General features: G+C 68.8%; 15 protein-coding genes and 2 riboswitches. Of the genes, 6 read left to right on the forward strand and 9 right to left on the reverse strand.

The genetic code is table 11. From position 1 onward, the window contains the following. Positions 1–6: 6 nt before the first annotated feature. On the reverse strand, positions 7–279 hold the full coding sequence (locus ACPEH1_RS14765) for a GIY-YIG nuclease family protein (protein ID WP_026070876.1): 273 nt from the start codon (positions 277–279) through the stop codon (positions 7–9). Between the two features lie 44 nt (positions 280–323). Beyond that, a riboswitch (glycine riboswitch) is annotated at positions 324–406 on the forward strand. A 20-nt stretch (positions 407–426) separates the two neighbouring features. Then, positions 427–517, forward strand: a riboswitch (glycine riboswitch). Between the two features lie 88 nt (positions 518–605). Between ACPEH1_RS14765 and ACPEH1_RS14770 the strand changes: the two genes are divergently transcribed. From ACPEH1_RS14770 to ACPEH1_RS14785, 4 genes are all read left to right on the forward strand, one after another. Further along, on the forward strand, positions 606–1223 hold the full coding sequence (locus ACPEH1_RS14770; RefSeq protein WP_136004499.1) for a trimeric intracellular cation channel family protein: 618 nt from the start codon (positions 606–608) through the stop codon (positions 1221–1223). Between the two features lie 204 nt (positions 1224–1427). After that, on the forward strand, positions 1428–2594 hold the full coding sequence (locus tag ACPEH1_RS14775; RefSeq protein ID WP_423715986.1) for an MdtA/MuxA family multidrug efflux RND transporter periplasmic adaptor subunit: 1167 nt from the start codon (positions 1428–1430) through the stop codon (positions 2592–2594). Then, positions 2591–5695 carry an MdtB/MuxB family multidrug efflux RND transporter permease subunit gene (locus ACPEH1_RS14780; protein ID WP_423715987.1) on the forward strand — a complete coding sequence of 1035 codons (3105 nt, stop codon included), beginning with the start codon at positions 2591–2593 and terminating at the stop codon, positions 5693–5695. The genes ACPEH1_RS14775 and ACPEH1_RS14780 overlap by 4 nt, the downstream gene beginning before the upstream one ends. Next, positions 5692–8757 carry an efflux RND transporter permease subunit gene (locus ACPEH1_RS14785; protein ID WP_423715988.1) on the forward strand — a complete coding sequence of 1022 codons (3066 nt, stop codon included), beginning with the start codon at positions 5692–5694 and terminating at the stop codon, positions 8755–8757. The genes ACPEH1_RS14780 and ACPEH1_RS14785 overlap by 4 nt, the downstream gene beginning before the upstream one ends. 132 nt (positions 8758–8889) lie before the next feature. Here ACPEH1_RS14785 and aroG read toward each other — a convergent pair whose 3' ends face one another. From aroG to ACPEH1_RS14810, 5 genes are all read right to left on the reverse strand, one after another. Next, entirely contained in the window at positions 8890–9963 is a 1074-nt protein-coding gene (gene aroG, locus ACPEH1_RS14790; protein ID WP_153164840.1) for a 3-deoxy-7-phosphoheptulonate synthase AroG, read from the reverse strand. 277 nt (positions 9964–10240) lie between these two features. Next, a complete protein-coding gene (locus ACPEH1_RS14795) occupies positions 10241–10996 on the reverse strand; it encodes a DNA alkylation repair protein (RefSeq protein WP_017356751.1) in 756 nt (251 codons plus the stop codon). Continuing rightward, positions 10993–11487, reverse strand: a complete 495-nt coding sequence (locus tag ACPEH1_RS14800) for a MarR family winged helix-turn-helix transcriptional regulator (RefSeq protein ID WP_136004506.1) — start codon at positions 11485–11487, stop codon at positions 10993–10995. The genes ACPEH1_RS14795 and ACPEH1_RS14800 overlap by 4 nt, the downstream gene beginning before the upstream one ends. 31 nt (positions 11488–11518) lie before the next feature. Next, a complete protein-coding gene (locus ACPEH1_RS14805; protein ID WP_423715990.1) occupies positions 11519–12811 on the reverse strand; it encodes an ATP-binding protein in 1293 nt (430 codons plus the stop codon). A gap of 32 nt (positions 12812–12843) precedes the next feature. Continuing rightward, positions 12844–13551: a response regulator gene (locus ACPEH1_RS14810; RefSeq protein ID WP_287252746.1), complete on the reverse strand. Its 708-nt coding sequence runs from the start codon at positions 13549–13551 to the stop codon at positions 12844–12846. 103 nt (positions 13552–13654) lie between these two features. On the opposite strand from ACPEH1_RS14810, the gene ACPEH1_RS14815 reads away from it, so the two are divergent. Further along, positions 13655–14608, forward strand: coding sequence for a retropepsin-like aspartic protease (locus ACPEH1_RS14815; RefSeq protein WP_262071252.1), 954 nt, complete (start codon positions 13655–13657; stop codon positions 14606–14608). 23 nt (positions 14609–14631) lie between these two features. Here ACPEH1_RS14815 and ACPEH1_RS14820 read toward each other — a convergent pair whose 3' ends face one another. Next, on the reverse strand, positions 14632–15681 hold the full coding sequence (locus ACPEH1_RS14820) for an LLM class oxidoreductase (RefSeq protein WP_206147326.1): 1050 nt from the start codon (positions 15679–15681) through the stop codon (positions 14632–14634). Between the two features lie 16 nt (positions 15682–15697). Next, positions 15698–16333, reverse strand: a complete 636-nt coding sequence (locus ACPEH1_RS14825; protein ID WP_136004512.1) for a glutathione S-transferase family protein — start codon at positions 16331–16333, stop codon at positions 15698–15700. Between the two features lie 156 nt (positions 16334–16489). On the opposite strand from ACPEH1_RS14825, the gene ACPEH1_RS14830 reads away from it, so the two are divergent. Beyond that, entirely contained in the window at positions 16490–17389 is a 900-nt protein-coding gene (locus tag ACPEH1_RS14830; RefSeq protein ID WP_017356758.1) for a LysR substrate-binding domain-containing protein, read from the forward strand. Positions 17390–17518: 129 nt separating this feature from the next. On the opposite strand, the gene groL is transcribed toward ACPEH1_RS14830, so the two are convergent. Next, positions 17519–19054: chaperonin GroEL (gene groL / locus ACPEH1_RS14835; protein ID WP_423715989.1), on the reverse strand; the 1536-nt coding region annotated here is incomplete at its 5' end.

A 19054-nucleotide genomic window follows, 5' to 3' on the forward strand; every position in this document is an offset into this window, starting at 1 on the left:
GTCTGCTCAGGGCGCCTGCAGCCACGCCAGCTTGCGTGCGCGCGGCTGGCGCTTGAGCGCCCATTCGGCCTTCGAGGCTGCCGCGCGGTCGGGGTAGGCGCGCATGGCCAGCACTTTCACCGGCGGATTGGCGCGCGTGTAGCGGGCCCCCTTGCCGGCCAGGTGGGCCTGGAAGCGAGCCGCCACGTCGGTGCTGATGCCCGCGTAGAAGCTGCCGTTGCGGCATTCGAGCAGGTACAGATACCAGCAGGCGGACGCGGTGGGCGGTTCAGCGGACATACCGGGATTATCCCCCGGACCGGTGCCGCTGGCTGCTAGAATCCGCCCCGGATGCAGGAGAGAGGCGCCGCGCTGGCGCCCGCCGAAGGCGCAGGCTCCCATAATCGCTCAGGCCGGTGGCCCGATACGCCACCAACCATGCATCCGACACGCCGATCTGGAGAGAGGTCTTCAATGACCCGCCGAAGGGGCACGTGGCCTGGCCACCGAACTCTCAGGCAAAAGGACAGCGGGAGCGGCAACGGTATCCCCCTCTCACGACAGTGCACCGCGCTGGCGTGCGCCGTGCGTGGTTCCGTCCCCGTTTGTCGTGTCCGGAGCCCCCCATGCTGCTCTCCCTGATCTACCTCATCGCCATCTCCGCCGAAGCCATGACCGGCGCACTGTCTGCCGGGCGACGGCGCATGGACCTGTTCGGCGTGGTCATCATTGCCTGCGTCACTGCGCTCGGTGGCGGCTCGCTGCGCGACATCGTGCTGGGCCACTACCCGCTGGGCTGGGTGAAGCACCCGGAGTACCTCGGCTTCACCATCTGCGCGGCGCTGATCGCCACCTGGGTGGCGCGCTGGATGCACCACTTCCGCCGTACCTTCCTGGTGCTGGACGGGCTGGGCCTGATTGCGTTCACCCTGATCGGCTGCGCGGTGGCGCGCGAAGGTGGGCATACCGCGCCGATCGTGCTGATCGCCGGCATGTTGACCGGTGCATTCGGTGGCGTGCTGCGTGACGTGCTGTGCAACGAAGTGCCGCTGATCTTCCAGAAGGAACTGTATGCGGTGATCACCCTGCTGACCGGCGCGGCCTGGCTGGTGCTGCTGGAACTGGGGATGTCGCTCAATGCAGCCACGCTGTGGTGCCTCGGCGGCGGTTTCCTGTTCCGCCTGCTGGCGATCCACTTCAAATGGGAAATGCCCAAGTTCGTGTACCGCGACGAGGTGCATTGAGCCGCTGACGCACACATGACCAAGGTCATGTGAGCGCAGGGGGCCGCGCGCGTTACCATAGCGGCCCCGTCCTCGCCGACGGCATCCAGCCACGCTGCGGCATTCGACTGCGGCCCCGCCAGACATCCCCACTTCGTCCCGCCTGCCCCCACGGGCCGGTATCTCATGGACGCGCCAACCGCTGGTCGGCGCGCAGGATGCCCCATGTCTGCCCCGCTGCCCCCGTCGTCGCGTACCCGCCGTCTGTTCAAACCGCTGTTGCTGCTGGCCGTGCTGGCCGTCGCCGCGATCGCCTGGCGTGTGTTCGCGCCGGCACCGGCGGACAAGGCGGCCCCTGCCGCCGCTGCCATCCCGGTCCGCGTGGCCACGGTAGCGCGCGAGGACCTGGTGGTGCGGTTGAAAGCGCTCGGCACGGTGACCCCGCTGCACACCGTGAGCCTGCGCAGTCGCGTCGAGGGTGAACTGCTGCGGCTGGCGTTCCGCGAGGGCCAGCACGTCAACGCGGGCGATCTGATCGCCGAGATCGACCCGCGCCCCTACCAGGTGCAGTTGGCGCGCGCATTGGGCACCCAGCAGCAGAACCTGGCCGAGCTGGACAACGCCCAGACCCAGCTCAGACGCTTTGTCGAACTGCAGAGCAAACACTTCGTCTCGGCGCAGGAACTGAGCGACCAGCAGAGCCGAGTGCGCCAGCTGCAGGGCCGTCGTCAGACCGACCAGGCCGCCGTGGACGAAGCACGTCTGCAACTGCAGTACACCCGCATCACCGCGCCGGTGGCCGGGCGCATGGGGCTGCGCAACGTGGATGTGGGCAACCTGGTGCGCAGCGGCGACACCGAGCCGCTGGCCACCATCACCCAGACCATGCCGATCAGCGTGCTGTTCACCGTGCCCGAGCCGGACCTGCCGGCAGTGGTCGCCGCGGTGCGCACCACCCCCCAGCTCACCGTGGAAGCGTGGGACCGCGAAGAACGCCAGGCGCTCGGTGACGGGGTGCTGTCCAGCCTGGACAACCGCATCGACACCGCCACCGGCACGCTGAAGCTGCGCGCGCAGTTCGCCAATGCCGACGAAACCCTGTTCCCCAACCAGTTCGTCAACATCCGCCTGCAGGTCAGCAGCAGCGACGCGGTGGTGATCCCCAATGCGGCCGTGCAGTTCGGCAGCAAGGGCACCTATGTGTATGTGATTGCCGCCGATGACACCTCGCACCTGCGCAACGTGGTGCTCGGCCCCGCCGACGGCGAGCGCGTCTCGGTCCGCGAGGGGCTCAGGGCCGGCGAGCGGGTGGTGGTCGAAGGCATCGACGGTCTGCGCGAAGGCGCCAAGGTGGAGGTGGTCGCGCAGGACCCGGCACGGACCGGCGCATGAACCTGTCGCGTCCCTTCATCGAGCGCCCGGTAGCCACCACGCTGCTGATGGTGGCGCTGCTGCTGTCCGGGATCATGGCCTACCGGCTGCTGCCGGTGGCCGCACTGCCACAGGTGGACTACCCGATCATCCAGGTGACCACGCTGTACCCGGGCGCAAGTCCGGGGGTGACCACCCGCGCGGTCACCGCCCCGCTGGAACGCCAGCTCGGGCAGATTCCCGGCCTGAAACAGATGTCGTCCACCAGCTCCGGTGGGGCCTCGGTGATCACCCTGCAGTTCTCGTTGGAGGTGGTGCTGGGCGTGGCCGAGCAGGAAGTGCAGGCCGCCATCAACGCCGCCGACAGCGTCCTGCCCGATGACCTGCCGGTGCCGCCGGTGTACCGCAAGGTCAATCCGGCCGACACGCCGATCCTGACCCTCGCGGTGACCTCGCAGGGCCTGTCGCTGCCGCAGGTGCACGACCTGGTGGATACGCGCATGGCGCAGCGGCTGTCGCAGCTGCCCGGGGTGGGCCTGGTCAGCCTGGCCGGCGGCCAGCGTCCGGCGGTGCGGATCCAGGCCAATCCGTCCGCACTGGCCGCCAACGGCCTGAGCATGGCGCACATCCGCCAGGCGATCGGCGCAGCCAACGTGAATGTGCCCAAGGGCAGCTTCGACGGCCCGACCCGCGCGATCATGCTCGATGCCAACGACCAGATGCGCTCGGTGGCCGAGTACCGTGCGCTGATCCTGGCCTACAAGGACGGCGCGCCGCTGCGGCTGGGCGATGTGGCGACCATCGAGGACGGCGCCGAGAACCGCCAGCTCGCCGCGTGGTCGGGCACCACCCCGGCGGTACTGGTCACGATCCAGCGCCAGCCCGGCGCCAACGTGATCGCCGTGGTCGACCAGGTGCGCGCGCTGCTGCCCCAGTTGCAGGCCTCGCTGCCCAAGGGCGTGGATGTGACGGTGATGAGCGATCGCACCGAGTCGATCCGCGCCTCGATCCGCGGGGTGCAGCACGAGCTGCTGATCGCGATCGCGCTGGTGGTGATGGTCACCTTCGTGTTCCTGCGCAACATCCCGGCCACGATCATCCCGTCCATCGCGGTGCCGCTGTCGCTGGTGGGCACGTTCGGGGTGATGCTGCTGGCCGGGTTCTCGCTCAACAATCTCACCCTGATGGCGCTGACCATCGCCACCGGCTTCGTGGTCGACGATGCGATCGTGATGCTGGAGAACATCGCCCGGCATCTGGAGCGCGGCGAGACGCCCCTGCAGGCCGCGCTCAAAGGCGCGCGACAGATCGGCTTCACGCTGATCTCGCTCACCCTGTCGTTGATCGCGGTGCTGATCCCGCTGCTGTTCATGGCCGACGTGGTGGGCAGACTGTTCCATGAGTTCGCCATCACCCTGGCGGTGGCCATCGGCATCTCGCTGCTGGTCTCGCTGACGCTGACCCCGATGATGTGCGCACGGCTGCTCAAGGCCGGCCACGCCACGCGCCGCGACAGCGACGGCCGCGAATCGGCGCAGCAGGGCGATCCGTTCGACCGCGTGGTCGCCCTCTACGACCGCCAGCTGCGCTGGGTGCTGCAGCGCCAGCCGCTGATGCTGGCCGCCACGGTGGCGACCCTGCTGCTGACGGCGGTGCTGTACCTGTGGGTGCCCAAGGGCTTCTTCCCGGTGCAGGACGCCGGGCTGATCCAGGGCATCAGCGAAGCCCCGCAGTCGATCTCGTTCCAGGCGATGGCGCAGCGCCAACAGGCGCTGTCCTCGGCGCTGCTGGCCGACGAAGACGTGGCCAGCCTGTCCTCGTTCATCGGCGTGGACGGCAACAACGCCACGCTCAACAGCGGGCGGCTGCTGATCGAACTCAAACCGCATGCGCAGCGCGATGCCGATGCGCAGGCGATCATCGCGCGGCTGCAGCAGCGCGTGGCGCATGTTCCGGGCATCCGCCTGTACCTGCAGCCGGTGCAGGAGCTGGGCATCGAAGACCGGATCAGCCGTACCCAGTACCAGTTCACCCTGACCAGCCCGGACAGCGATGCGCTGGCCGTGTGGACGCCCCGCCTGCTCGCCCATCTGCAGCAGGCGCCTGCACTGGCCGACGTGGCCAGCGACCTGCAGGACCAGGGCCTGCAGGCGCACGTGCTGATCGACCGCGTGGCCGCCGCGCGCCTGGGCATCGGTGTGGATGCGGTGGCCGATGCGCTGTACGACGCGTTCGGACAGCGCCAGATCTCCACCATCTTCACCCAGGCCAACCAGTATCGCGTGGTGCTGGAAGCGCGGCAGGACGCCGCGTTCGGACCCGACGCGATCGCGCGCCTGCATGTGACCGGCCCGGACGGACGGCAGGTTCCGCTGGCCGGCATCGCCCGCATCGAGCAGCGCCCGGCGCACCTGCTGATCAACCACGTCGGCCAGTTTCCGGCGGTGACGTTCTCGTTCAACCTGGCCGAGGATGCCTCGCTTGGCGAAGCGGTCGCGGCGATCGACGGCGCACGCGCGGCGATCGGCCTGCCCACCAGCGTGGAGCTGCGCCTGCAGGGCGCCGCCGATGCGTTCCGCGCGTCGCTGTCGAGCACGCTGTGGCTGGTCCTGGCGGCCGTGGTGGTGATGTACCTGGTGCTGGGCGTGCTCTATGAGAGCTTCATCCACCCCATCACCATTCTCTCCACCCTGCCCTCGGCCACGGTGGGCGCGCTGCTGGCGCTGCTGCTGAGCGGCCGCAGCCTGGACCTGATCGCGGTGATCGGCGTCGTGCTGCTGATCGGGCTGGTGAAGAAGAACGCGATCATGATGATCGACTTCGCGCTGGAGGCCGAGCGCGAAGCGGGCCTGCGCCCGCGTGAGGCCATCCACCAGGCGGCGCTGCTGCGCTTCCGCCCGATCCTGATGACCACCCTGGCTGCGCTGTTCGGCGCGATCCCGCTGATGTTCGCCAGCGGCTCCGGCGCGGAACTGCGCCAGCCGCTGGGCGTGGTGATGGTGGGCGGGTTGATCGTCAGCCAGGTGCTCACGCTGTTCACCACGCCGGTGATCTACCTGTTCTTCGACCGCTTCCGCCGTCGCCCCGCCAGCGCTGCCGATACCGCCGAGGCGCAGGCGTGACACCGCTGTCGCGCGCGATCGGCTGGTTCGTGCAGCACCCCGTCGCCACGGTGCTGCTGTCGGTGGCGGTGGTGCTGGCCGGTCTGCTCGGGCTGCGCCTGCTGCCGGTCGCGCCGCTGCCACAGGTGGATTACCCGGCCATCAATGTCAGCGCCAGCCTGCCCGGGGCCAGCCCCGAGTCGATGGCCGCCAACGTGGCCACGCCGCTGGAGCGCGCGCTCGGCACGATTCCCGGGTTGACCGGGATCGATTCGGCCAGCACGCAGGGCTCCACCCAGGTGGAGCTGACGTTCGCGCTGGGCCGCAACGTGGACGATGCCGCGCGTGATGTGCAGGCCGCGATCAACGCCGCACGCGCGCAGTTGCCGAGCGGCATGCCGGGCATGCCGCAGTACCGCAAGGTGAATCCCTCGCAGGCGCCGATCCTGGCGTTGGCGCTGAGCTCGGACAGTCTCTCGCCAGGCCAGATCTACGATGTGGCCTCGACCGTGATCGCGCAGAAGCTGGCGCAGATCCCCGGCGTGGGCGAGGTACAGGTGGGCGGCAGTTCGCTGCCGGCGGTACGCGTGTCTCTGGACCCCAACGCGCTGAACCAGTACCGCATCGCGCTGGACGATGTGGCCGCGGCGATCCGCAATGCCAATGCGCTCAAACCGCTCGGCACGATCGCCAGCCGGTCGCGGCAATGGCAGCTGGAGGCAACCCTGCAGCTGCGCACGGCTGCCGAGTACCGGTCGCTTGTGGTCGCCATGCGTGACGGCAGGCCGGTCCATCTGGGGGACGTGGCGGCGGTCAGCGAAGGGGTCGAGGACCGTTACGCCAGCGGCTTCCACAACGCACGTCCGGCGGTGCTGCTGATTGTGAGCCGCCAGCCGGATGCCAACATCATCGAGACCGTCGATGCGATCACCGCGCAGATGGATACCCTGCAGGCACTGCTGCCGGCCAGCATCGACATGCAACTGGTGATGGACCGCTCGCCGGTGATCCGCGCCACCCTGCGCGAGGCCGAGCTGACCCTGCTGCTGGCGGTCGCGCTGGTGGTGCTGGTGGTACTGGCCTTCCTCGGCCACTGGCGCGCGGCGCTGGTGCCGGCGCTGGCGATCCCCGTGTCGCTGCTGGGCGCGCTGGCAATCATCGCGCTGCTGGGGTTCTCGCTCAACACACTGTCGCTGATGGCGTTGATCGTCGCCGCAGTGCTGGTGGTCGATGACGCCATCGTCGTGCTCGAGAACATCGCCCGCCATCGTGAGCTCGGCGCGTCACCGCTGCAGGCCGCTTTGCGCGGTGCCGGCGAGGTGGGCGCCACGCTGCTGTCGATGAACATCGCGCTGGCCGTGGTGTTCGTCTCGATTCTGTTCCTGGACGACTTCGTCGAGAAACTGTTCCGCGAGTTCTCGTTGACCCTGGTCGCCGCGATGGGCGTATCGCTGCTGGTGTCGCTGAGCCTGACCCCGATGCTGTGCGCGCGCCTGCCCGGGCAGGCGCGGCCTGGCCCCGGCATCGGACTGCAGCGTGCGGGCACCGCGCTGTTCGAGCGCCTGCGCAACGCCTACGTGGGCAGCCTGCAGGCGATGCTCCGCTGGCTCGCGCTGCCGCTGCTGCTGTTTGCCGGTGTGATCGCGCTGAACGTGTGGCTGTTCCAGCAGGTGCCCAAGGGCATCGTGCCCAAGCAGGACACCGCGCAGCTGCGCGGCTTCGCGCGTGGCGACGACGGGCTGTCCTTCCAGGTGATGCAGCCCAAGATCGAGGCCTATCGCCAGCTGCTGCTGGCCGATCCGGCGATCAGCGACATAATCGGGTACATCGGCGGGCGCAGCGGGGTCAACAACGCCTTCATCATGATCAAGATGAAGCCGCTGGCCGAGCGCAGGGTGTCCAGCCAACAGGTGATCGACCGCCTGCGCGCCAACATGCCGAAGATTCCCGGCGGCGGGATGTTCCTCTGGGTGGACCAGGACCTCAAGCTCGAGGGCGGCGGTGACAGCGGCCAGTACGAGCTCCAGCTCCTGTCCGGCGACCTGGCCGCGCTGCGCCAGTGGACGCCGCGGGTCGGCGATGCGCTGCGCGCCCTGCCCGAACTGGTGGACGTGGCGTCCAAAGGTGACGAGGGCATGCGCCAGGTGGTGCTGGACATCGACCGCGATGCGGCCGCCCGGCTGGGCGTGGACATGCGCATGATCGCCTCGGTGCTCAACAACGCCTTCAGCCAGCGCCAGGTGGCCACCCTGTACGACACGCTCAATCAGTATCGGGTGGTGATGGAACTGGACCCGCGCTACACGCAGGACCCCTCGACGCTGGAGCAGATCCACGTGATCGGCAAGGATGGCCAGCGCCTGCCGCTGTCGTCCATCGCCCGCTGGGACTACGGCATGGCACCGGACCGGATCTACCACAGCCAGCAGTTCGCCTCGGTCTGGATCGAGTTCGCGCTGGCCCCCGGCGTGAGCCTGGAGCAGGCGGTGAAGGCGGTGGACCGCGCGATGGCCGGGATCATGCTGCCTACCCAGGTGCAGGCGCGGCTCAGTGGCGAGGCCGGCGGCTTCGAGAAACTGCGCGCACGCCAGCTGTGGCTGATCCTTGGCGCGATGCTGGCGGTATACCTGGTGCTCGGTGTGCTGTACGAGAGCGTCGTGCAGCCGCTGGCGATCCTCTCCACCCTGCCCTCGGCCGGCGTCGGCGCGCTGCTGGCGTTGATGGCGTTCGGCAACGAATTGAATCTGATCTCGCTGCTCGGATTGTTCCTGCTGGTCGGGGTGGTGATGAAGAACACCATCCTGATCATCGACTTCGCGCTGTCGGCCGAGCGCGAGCGCGGCCTGTCGCCCTGCGATGCGATCTGCGAGGCCGCACGGCTGCGCTTCCGCCCGATCCTGATGACCAGTGTGGCCGCCCTGCTCGGTACCCTGCCGTTGATGCTGGCCACCGGCGAAGGCTGGGAGATGCGCCAGCCGCTGGGCATCGCCATCGTCGGCGGGCTGCTGGTCAGCCAGTGGCTGACCCTGTACACCACCCCGGCCATCTACCTTGCATTGGCCCGGCTGCGACGCCCCGCGTAGCGCCGGGTTCTGCCCGGCGGCGTTCTGCCGTGACACACGCGCCACCACCGCCGTCGCATCGTCGTCGGACGATGCGACGATGCGGCGATGCCATGCTTCAGCGGGATCACCGTTGCCGGCGTCGCCCCACTTTCAGGCCGCTTCGCTGACCCGCGCGGCACGCCGGGCGCGGACCGCCTGCGCCAGCGACTCGAGCACGGCCAGGGAGCTGTCCCAGCCGATGCAGCCATCGGTGATGCTCTGCCCGTAGACCAGCGGCTGGCCCTCGACCAGATCCTGCCGGCCCGCCACAAGGTGGCTCTCGACCATCACACCGACGATGCGCTCTTCGCCATTGGCCAGCTGCGCGTTGATGTCGGCGATGACCTTGGGCTGGTTTTCCGGATTCTTGCTGCTGTTGGCGTGGCTGGCGTCGATCATGATGCGCGCGGGCAGGTGCGACTTCGCCAGCGTCTGGCTGGTTGCCTCGACATGGGTGGCATCGTAGTTGGGGGTCTTGCCGCCGCGCAGGATCACATGGCAATCGGGGTTGCCGGCGGTGGCAACAATGGCGGTGCCGCCTTCCTTGGTCACCGAGAGGAAGTGGTGCGGGTTGGAGGCCGCGCCGATCGCATCGGCGGCGATCTTGATGTTGCCGTCGGTGCCGTTCTTGAACCCGACCGGGCACGACAGCCCAGACGCCAGCTCGCGGTGCACCTGGCTTTCGGTGGTCCGCGCACCGATCGCGCCCCAGGCCACCAGGTCGGCGATGTACTGCGGCGAGATCACGTCCAGAAACTCCACGCCGGCCGGCAGGCCCAGCTTGTTGATGTCGCGCAGCAGGCCACGCGCCACGCGCAGGCCCTTGTTGATGTTGAAGCTGCCGTCCAGGTCGGGATCGTTGATCAGGCCTTTCCAGCCCACCGTGGTGCGCGGCTTCTCGAAGTACACGCGCATGACGATCTCCAGCGCATCGGCATACGCATCGCGCAGCGGCTTGAGGCGCTGGGCGTACTCGATGGCGGCCACCGGATCGTGGATCGAGCACGGGCCGATCACCACCGCCAGACGGTCGTCGCGGCCATGCAGGATCTCGTGCAGCGCGGCGCGCGAGGCGCTTACCGTGTCGGAGGCTTCATCGTCACAGGGCAGCATCGCCAGCAGCTGGGCCGGCGGGGTCAACGGTTCGATCTTGCGGATGCGCAGGTCGTCGGTGTGCGGGGGCATGGGGGAAACTCCTTGGAAGGTGGGGGTCCCCAGCGCGGCGGCAACAAAAAAGCCGCCAGGTGCGCTGGCGGCTTTCGGGAATGCGTCTGAAGCTTTCTTCAGGGTGAGCGCATGCCTTCCTCCGCCGGTGGCTTCGGAAAGTAATACCAAAAGTAGGCATTGGCGGGGCGTGCGTTCATTGGGGACTAGTGATAACACAGGGTTTCAGGGCTGCCAACTGTTTCAAACGCAACTGGCGCGCCGCGTTCAGGCGTGGACGCGGTCGCATCGCGGCGGCTTACCCCGCCTTGTCCAGCAGGCGCAGCGCGCGCTTGCGCACGTATGCATTGGCCGCGCCGTCATGGCGTTCGGCCCAAGCCGCGCACAGCGATCGCACCCACGCCGGCTGGCTCTTGCCGGCGTCGTTCAACCAGTTGCCCACCGAGTCCTGCACGTAACGCGATTCATCGCAGCACAGCGCTTCCAGCAGCGGCTGCGCGTGCTGCGGTTCCTGCTTGAACAACGCGATGTGCGCGGCCCACACCCCGCGCGGACGCAGCGCTTCGCAGGCGAAACGGCGCACGTTGGGGGACGCATCGGCGGTCCAGCCGTGCACATGCGCCAGCACCCGCAGCGGCTCGGCGGCGATGTGCGGGCGCAGTGCGAGCCACGCCCATTCGCGCACGCCGAAATGCGGATCGTCGGCCAGCGCGCGCATCGCATCGAGCTTGTGCTCCAGTGTCAGGCGCGGGTCGCTGCCGATCAGATAGCAGGCCCAGCCACGCACGGTGTCGCTGGTATGGCGCTGCCAGTGCTGCGGATCGCCGAGCGCATGCGCGCGCAGCAGCGTCGCCGCGCCCTGCATGCGCAGGGTGATGCCGCTGTTGGCGGCCTTGCGCATGCTGTCCACGGCCGAGGCCGGCAGGGATGGGGCGACAGCGGCAAGCAGGCGGGCGAAATCCAGCGAGAGGATCTCGGCCAGATGCGCCGCTTCGACCCGGCCCGCATCCAGCTGGGCACGGCGCTCGCGTGACAACGGCGGCTTCTTCGTCATGCGATCTTCCCCGCATCGGTGCGTGCCCAGATGCGGCACAGCATGCCACTGAGCAGGCTGCGTTCCTGATCGCTGAGATCGGCGAACAGGCCGCCGATCCACTGCGTGTGCTGGTCGAACAGCTGCACCGCGAGCGCCTCGCCCGCGGCGGTGAGACGCACGTTGACCCGGCGCCTGTCGTCCGGATCGGGGTGGCGCTCCAGCAGCGCATCCCGCGCCAGGCCGTCGAGCAGCCCGGTGATGGTGGCGCGGGTCACGCCGGCGCGCTCGGCGAGCTGGTGTGGCGACAGGGGCTGCTCGGCCCCCTGGAGCAGGAACAGCAGCACGAAGCGGCCTTCGCTCAGCCCCAGCGGGGCCAGGCGGTGCGCGCAGTCCTGGTCGATCGCGCGGGACAGCGACAGCAGTTGGAAGCACTGGGTCAGACCCTCGTGCTCGGCGTGGCCACGGCGCTGCAGTTCGCTGAGAAAGGCGTGGTGTTTTGGTTCCAGCATGCGGGCACGGATCACGTAATACGGCGGCTAACTATATCGGAAAGCACAGACGAACGATCAACCCGCCTCCCGGCCGGTCCACCAGCTGCAGTTGGCCACCGTGCTGACGCACCGCGCCCTGCACCACCGCCAGGCCCAGGCCGGTGCCGCCGGTGCTGCGGTTGCGCGAGGTTTCATGGCGCTGGAAGGGTTGCAGCAACCGGGCCTTCTCCGCCTCGGGAATGCCCGGGCCACGATCGGCAACGTCCACCCACAGCGCCTCCGCCGTGCGCTGGACGGCCACCTCCACCGCGCCGGCATAGCGCGCGGCGTTGTCGATCAGGTTGTCCAGCGCGCGCCGCAGGAGCAGCGCGTCGCCGTGCCAGGGCAGGTGCACGGGCAGATCGGCATGGATCTGCACGCCCCGCAGGCGCGCGGACTGTACGCAGTCGTCCAGCAGCGCGCCCATCTCCACAGGCCGCATCGAGGCCGGCTCCAGTTCGCCGCGGGCGTAGTCGAGCACCTGTTCGATCATGGCGTTCATGCGCTCGATGTCGGCCACCATCCGCGCGGCCTGCGCAGGCGGTGCGGATTCCGCGCGCAGGCGCAGGCCAGTCAAGGGAGTACGCAGGTCGTGCGCCACGGCGGCGAGCATGCGCGTCATGTCCTGCGCCTGGTCGCGCAGGCGCTCGCGGCCGGCGTTGATCGCACTGGCCAGCACCTGGACCTCGCGCGGGCCATCATCGGGCAGCCGCGTCATCGCGTGCAGGGTCACCTCAGCGCTGGCATCGGCCAGCCGCCGCAGCGGACGCCCGATCCGACGTGCGGCCCAGGTCGCCAACGGGGCCAGCAGCAAGGTGCCGCCGAGCAACGCCAGCAGCACCTGCCGACGCCACGCGGCAACGTCGCTGACGTCGCTGCCCAGCACCTGCCAACGGCCGTCGGCGCCGCGCACGCCCAGTTCGAACGCCGGCCACTGCAGCGCTGCCAGCAGCGCGCCCTGCGTCCGTACCACGTCGGGGTCGGCGCTTGCGCTGACCGATGCACCGCGGGCGAACACCTTGATGTCCGGGGCTTTGTCGGCCCCTTTCCAGACCAGCCTGACGTGCTCAACCGGCTGGCCCAGCTGCTGGGCGGCCAACTGCGTCAGCCAGGGACTGGCATACCCGCCAGGCGGCACCTCGCGCAGGGTCACGCGCATCCCTTCCGGCCCTGGCGCGCGTGCGCCGCGCAGCACCTCCACGGCACGATCCAGCCGCATCTGCGGTGGCGCGGGCCGTGGCATCCAGCCGATCACGACCAGGCTCACCAGAGTGGCGAGCAGCAGGCTGCTCACCGCCAGCATCGCGATCCAGGCAGCCGTAGACCAGCGCCGGGTCACAGCGTCTCCACGGTGGCGTCGAACCGGTAGCCTTCGCCCCGCAGCGTGTGGACGAGCGCCTCGCCGCCGACAGCCGCCTGCGCCAGCTTGCGACGCAGCCGGCTGATGGCCAGATCCACGACGCGGTCCACGCTGTCATGCGCGTCGCCGCGGGTGAGCTGCATCAGCCGCTCGCGATCGAGCACGCGGCCGGGACGCTCGGCCAGCGCCTGCAGCAACGCGAACTCGCCACGGCTCAGCAGCACTTCGGCGCCATCGGGCGCCCACAGACGACGCTGCTCCGGCAGCAGGCGCCAGCCGGCAAAGCGCAGCTCGACCACGGCCTGCCCCCGCAGTTTGTCCTGCCGGCGCAGCAGCGCGCGCACGCGCGCGATCAGCTCGCGCGGATCGAAGGGTTTGGCCAGATAATCGTCGGCCCCCATTTCCAGACCGATGACGCGGTCCGGCGTGGCCCCCATCGCCGACAGCATCAGGATCGGGATGGCACGGGCCTGCAGCCGTCGGCAGACCGACAGGCCATCCTCACCCGGCATCATCCAGTCCAGGATGATCGCGTCGGGGCGCTGGACCGCCAGCAACCGGTCCAGCGCCTGCGCATCGGCGGCCACGCGCACGCGGAATCCATGCCCTTCCAGGCACTCGGCAAGGGCGTCGCGGATGCTGGTGTCATCGTCGACCACGATGATGTCGGCGGTTGCGTTCATGCGTGCAGTATCGGGCAGCTCTGTATCGGCACGGTATCAACGCGGACATTCCCGCGATACGGCAATGCGGGTCAATGACGCCTCCTTTCCACGGCGATTTCCCATGCACCCTGCCCTGCTCCCGCTGTTTGCCGCCACGGCCGCGGCCGTCCCCACCGCCCCGATCGCCCCCGCCGCGACAGCACCGGAACATGTGCTGCCGATGTGGATGCAGGCGATGCACCCTGCCATCGCCGTGCGCCTGGATGGACGCGCAGAGCCGCTGCGGTTCGTGGTGGACAGCGCCGCAGGAGCCACCCTGCTCGACAGCCGGATCGCCCGCCGCTATGGCCTGGAAGACGTCGGCAACCCGACCACCGGGCAGATCCGCGGCGCGTCCGCCAGCAGCGCCACGGCGAACCGCATGCGGCAGGCCGACTGGGCGATCGGCAGCATGACGCTGAAGATCGTGGGCATGCACTCGGACCTGTCACGCCTGTCCGCGCCGGAAAAGGCGGTCACCGTTGACGGCATTCTCGGCAACGACCTCACGCGGCGCTGGGATACCCGCTGGGATTTTGCCGCGAAGGAACTGCAGTTGTGGACGGCCGGCCAGCTCGCCGGGGGGCCCCATTGCCAGACCAATGCGATGCCGGAACGACGTCGGGGTCTGGAGGGCTTCGGCTTCATCACCACCCGCCTGGGCGACGCCGGCATCGAGGCGATTGCAGTGGTGGATACCGGGGCCGCGCAGACCGTGCTCAACGCCGCCGCCGCGCAGGCCCTGGGGCTGCGCACTGATGGCAGTGATCCGCGGGTGGTCCCTCGCGAGAAAGGCACCGAGGGGCTGGGCGGGCAACCTCAGCCAAGCTGGCTGTACACCCTGCCCGCGCTGCGCAGTGGCGCGTGGCAGCATCCGGCCTTCGAGGTACGGATCAGCGCGCTGCCGGTGTTCAAGGCGATTGGACTGGAGGATCGGCCGGCGTTGATCCTGGGTGCCGACGCGATGCTCGACAGCCAGGTGGACATCACCGCCGGTGCGGCGCGCATCTGCCTGCAGCGCCCCACCGCCGGCTGAGGGCTGGCGATGGGGCCTGCGTGTTACCAGCGCACGGGCGCTGCGGGTGGCCCGTCATGCGAGGGGAACAGCGGCAGCACGTACTCGGCCAGCTCCTGCAGCACCTCTGCGGCGGGCCGCTGCGAGAACTGGATGCCGAGCGCGGCGTGGTTGACGCCGGCCCGTTGCCACTCGCCGAGCAGCTCGATCAGCCCGTTGCGGCCGGTCCGCAGCGTGTAGCCGCCATTGAGCGGGGTGCGTGGATGGTTCGGGTCCTCCACCAGATCCAGCCATTCATTGGTGACATGCGGCCGGAAACCACCGTCGGGAATGAGACGGCGCCACGCCCGGATCTTCTCCGCCAGACGCTGCGGCCCACCGGCATGGTGGGTCGCATCGGGATAGGTGAGCCAGCCATCGGCGTGCTGCCCCACCCAGTCGAGCGTCTGCCGGGAGGTACCGGTCACCAGCAGCGGAATCGCGCCGGCCACCGGTTTGGGCAGCAGTTCCACGCCCTGCAGCACGCCCAGCGGCGAGTCGATCTGCAGCGGGCCGGACTGCATCAACTGGCGTACGTAGGCGACCGACGCGGCGAAGCGCTCGCCGCGCGTGGCGTGATCCAGCCCATACGCGGGGAACTCGACCGGTCGATCCCCGGAGGCGATACCCAGCACCAGGCGCCCGCCGGACAGCTGGTCGAGGGTGGCCGCCGCCTTGGCCAGGTCGATCGGGTGCCGCAGCGTGAAAATCGCGCTGCCCGTGGCCAACGCCAGCCGCTCGGTACGCGCGGCAAGGAAGGCGAGATAGGTGAAGAGATCGAACACCTGCCCGGCGTCGCCGAACAGCGGATCGAACAGCGGCACGTCGCGCACCCAGGTCGCGGCGAAACCATCGCGGTCCAGTTGGCGCACCAGATCCGCCTGCCCGGCCAGCACCTGCATGTCGCCCTGGTAGACGCGCAGCGGCAGGAAGATGCCGAGGGTGAGGGCGCCCTCGCGGAACATGCGCTGGTAGCCGGCGTGGTGGACGAACGCAGGGGCGGAGGCGCCGGTCAGTGGCGCCGGCATCGCGGCGATATCGGTCAACAGCGTCATCGTTGGAACTCCTGGATCAAGGGCCGGTTGCCGGTTCGGGACGCTGTACGCCACGCTGCACCGCCGGCCGCTGCGACATGCGGTCATGCCACGCGCTCAGGTGCGGGTAGGCACTGAAATCCATGTCGATGATCCGCGCGATGTGGGTCCAGCCGTAGCCGGCGATATCGGCGATGGAGTACGTCTCGCCGGCCAGCCAGACATTGCCCGCAAGGCGTTGATCCAGCGTCGCGAAGAAGGCCGCGCTCAGGTTGCGGTAGCGCGCGATGGCAGCGGCGTTGGGCTGCGCGTCGAACATCTCGAAGTGCACGCGCTGGCCAAGGATCGGCCCGACGCTGGCGGACTGGAACATCAGCCAGGTGATGGCCGCCCAGCGCGCGGCGGGCGTGGGCGGCAGCAGGCGTCCGCTCTGCTCGGCCAGGTACAACAGGATGGCGGCGGACTCGAACACGGTGATGCCGGCCGCCTCGTCCACCAGCACGGGGATGCGGCCGTGTGGATGCAGTGCCAGGTAGTCGGGATGGCGATGCTCGCCCTCGGCAATGCGCACGTGGTGCAGCGTGTAGGGAATGCCGAGTTCTTCCAGCGCGATGGTGATCTTGAAGCCGTTGGGCGAACTGTCGGTGTACAGGTGCAGCGAAGCGGGGGACACGGCGGTCTCCTGTGGGGCAATGGACGGGGGCGGCGGCGTGCCGGGAAACGCAGCTGGACTAACTTCCCGCGTTTCAACATGATCGCGATGCTACGCAGCCCAATGCCTGCTGTAGAACGATTTATCCTGCCCACAAAAGAGAGAAAATCTAACGTCATGGGCGCTGTACTTCCGTTGCTGGCGCTGCGCGCCTTCGTCGAAACCGGCCGTCATGGCAGCCTCAAGGCGGCCGCCGCCGTCATGGGCGTCACCCCCGGTGCCATCAGCCAGCAGCTCAAGCTGCTGCAGGCGCGCACCGGCGTGGCGCTGTTCACGCGCACGCGCCAGGGAGTCGCGTTGACCCCGGCCGGCGCGCAGGTACATCCGGCGCTGCTGCGGGCGTTCGATCAGATCCAGGACAGCATGGCCGCGCTGGAGGCCATCCATGCGCGGCAGACACTGACCATCAGCACGGTGCCCGGTTTCGCTGCGTCGTGGCTGGTGCCGCGACTGGGGCGCTTCACCGAACGGCATCCGGACATCGAAGTGCGGGTGGAAGCCTCCTCGACCCTGGTGGACCTGCGTCGCGACCGCATCGACATTGCGATCCGTCACGGCCTTGGCGAGTATCCCGGGTTGGTCTCGCGACACCTGGCGGCCCCGGTGCTGCTGCCGGTGGCGTGCCCGACCCTGCTCGCCGCCGGGCCACCGATCCGCGCGGCAGTGGACTGCCTGCAGTACCCGCTGCTGCAGGACTCGGACCGCAGCGACTGGTCGCTCTGGTTCAGCGCGCTGGGGCTCCCGCCGGACCCACGCATCACGCGCGGGCCGGCCTTCGATGATGATGTGCTGCTGATCCGTGCCGCTGAAGCGGGCCAGGGCATCGCGCTGGTGCGCGACCTGTACGTGCAGGCCGACGTAGCCAGCGGGCGGCTGGCGATCGCGCTGGACCAGCCGTGGCCCACGCGGTTTGCGTACTACGCGGTCACCCTGCCCGGGGCCGAGGAGAACCCGGCCATCGCCGCGTTCCTGGGTTGGCTGCAGGAGGAAGTCGAGGCGCCGGCGAGCGCGCGCTGAACGCCGCCCCGCGCGCAAAAAAAAACCCCGCCTTGCGGCGGGGTTTTTCCTGTTTCGTGGCGGATACGTGCCGACCGGGGGTCGGCACCTATCGGACCGATGCGGGCCAGCCAGCGGCTGGCCGTTGCATCAGAAGTCCATACCGCCCATGCCGCCCATGCCACCCATGCCGCCGCCAGCTGCGCCAGCGCCGTCATCCTTCTTCGGGGCTTCGGCAACCATCGCTTCGGTGGTGATCATCAGGCCGGCGATCGAGGCGGCGTTCTGCAGCGCCGAACGGGTCACCTTGGTCGGGTCCAGGATGCCGAACTCCAGCATGTCGCCGAATTCGCCGGTGGCAGCGTTGTAGCCGTAGCTGCCGGTGCCTTCCTTGACCTTGTTGACGATCACGGACGGCTCTTCGCCGGCGTTGGCGACGATTTCACGCAGCGGGGCTTCCATCGCGCGCAGGGCGATCTGGATGCCGTGGTTCTGGTCTTCGTTGGCACCCTTCAGGCCAGCCAGCGCGGTGACCGCACGGACCAGGGCGACGCCGCCGACCGGGACCACGCCTTCTTCAACGGCTGGACGGGTGGCGTTCAGGGCGTCGTCGACGCGATCCTTCTTTTCCTTCATTTCGATTTCGGTCGAGGCGCCGACCTTGATCACGGCCACGCCGCCGGCCAGCTTGGCCACGCGTTCCTGCAGCTTTTCGCGGTCGTAATCCGACGAGGTGTCTTCGATCTGGGTCTTGATCTGGGTCACGCGCGCTTCGATGTTGGCCTTCTCGCCGGCGCCATCGATGATCGTGGTGTTTTCCTTGGAGACCTGCACCTTCTTGGCGCGGCCCAGGTCCTTGATCGTCGCCTTTTCCAGCGACAGACCAATTTCCTCGGAGATCACGGTACCGCCGGTCAGCACGGCCATGTCTTCCAGCATCGCCTTGCGACGGTCGCCGAAGCCCGGTGCCTTGACGGCCACGACCTTGACGATGCCACGGATGGTGTTGACCACCAGGGTGGCCAGCGCTTCGCCTTCGATGTCTTCGGCGATGATCAGCAGCGGCTTGCCGGCCTTGGCGACGCCTTCCAGCACGGGCAGCAGGTCGCGCACGTTGGAGATCTTCTTGTCGTGCAGCAGCACGTACGGATCGTCCAGGTCAGCGGTCTGCGACTGCTGGTTGTTGATGAAGTACGGCGACAGGTAGCCGCGGTCGAACTGCATGCCTTCGACGACGTCCAGCTCGTTGTCCAGGCCCGAGCCTTCTTCAACGGTGATGACGCCTTCCTTGGTCACGCGGCGCATCGCTTCGGCGATGATGTTGCCGATCGACTCGTCCGAGTTGGCCGAGATCGTACCGACCTGGGCAATGGCCTTGTCGTCGGCGGTCGGCTTGGAGATGTTCTTCAGCTCGGCGACGGCGGCGATCACGGCCTTGTCGATACCGCGCTTGAGGTCCATCGGGTTCATGCCGGCAGCAACAGCCTTGGCGCCTTCGCGGATCAGGGCCTGGGCCAGCACGGTGGCGGTGGTGGTGCCGTCGCCGGCGTCGTCGTTGGTACGCGACGCGACTTCCTTCACCATCTGCGCGCCCATGTTCTCGAACTTGTCAGCCAGTTCGATTTCCTTGGCGACGGAGACGCCGTCCTTGGTGATGGTCGGGGCGCCTAAGCTCTTCTCGAGCAC

The organism is Stenotrophomonas sp. NPDC077421 (assembly GCF_049545505.1).
Lineage (GTDB): Bacteria > Pseudomonadota > Gammaproteobacteria > Xanthomonadales > Xanthomonadaceae > Stenotrophomonas > Stenotrophomonas nematodicola.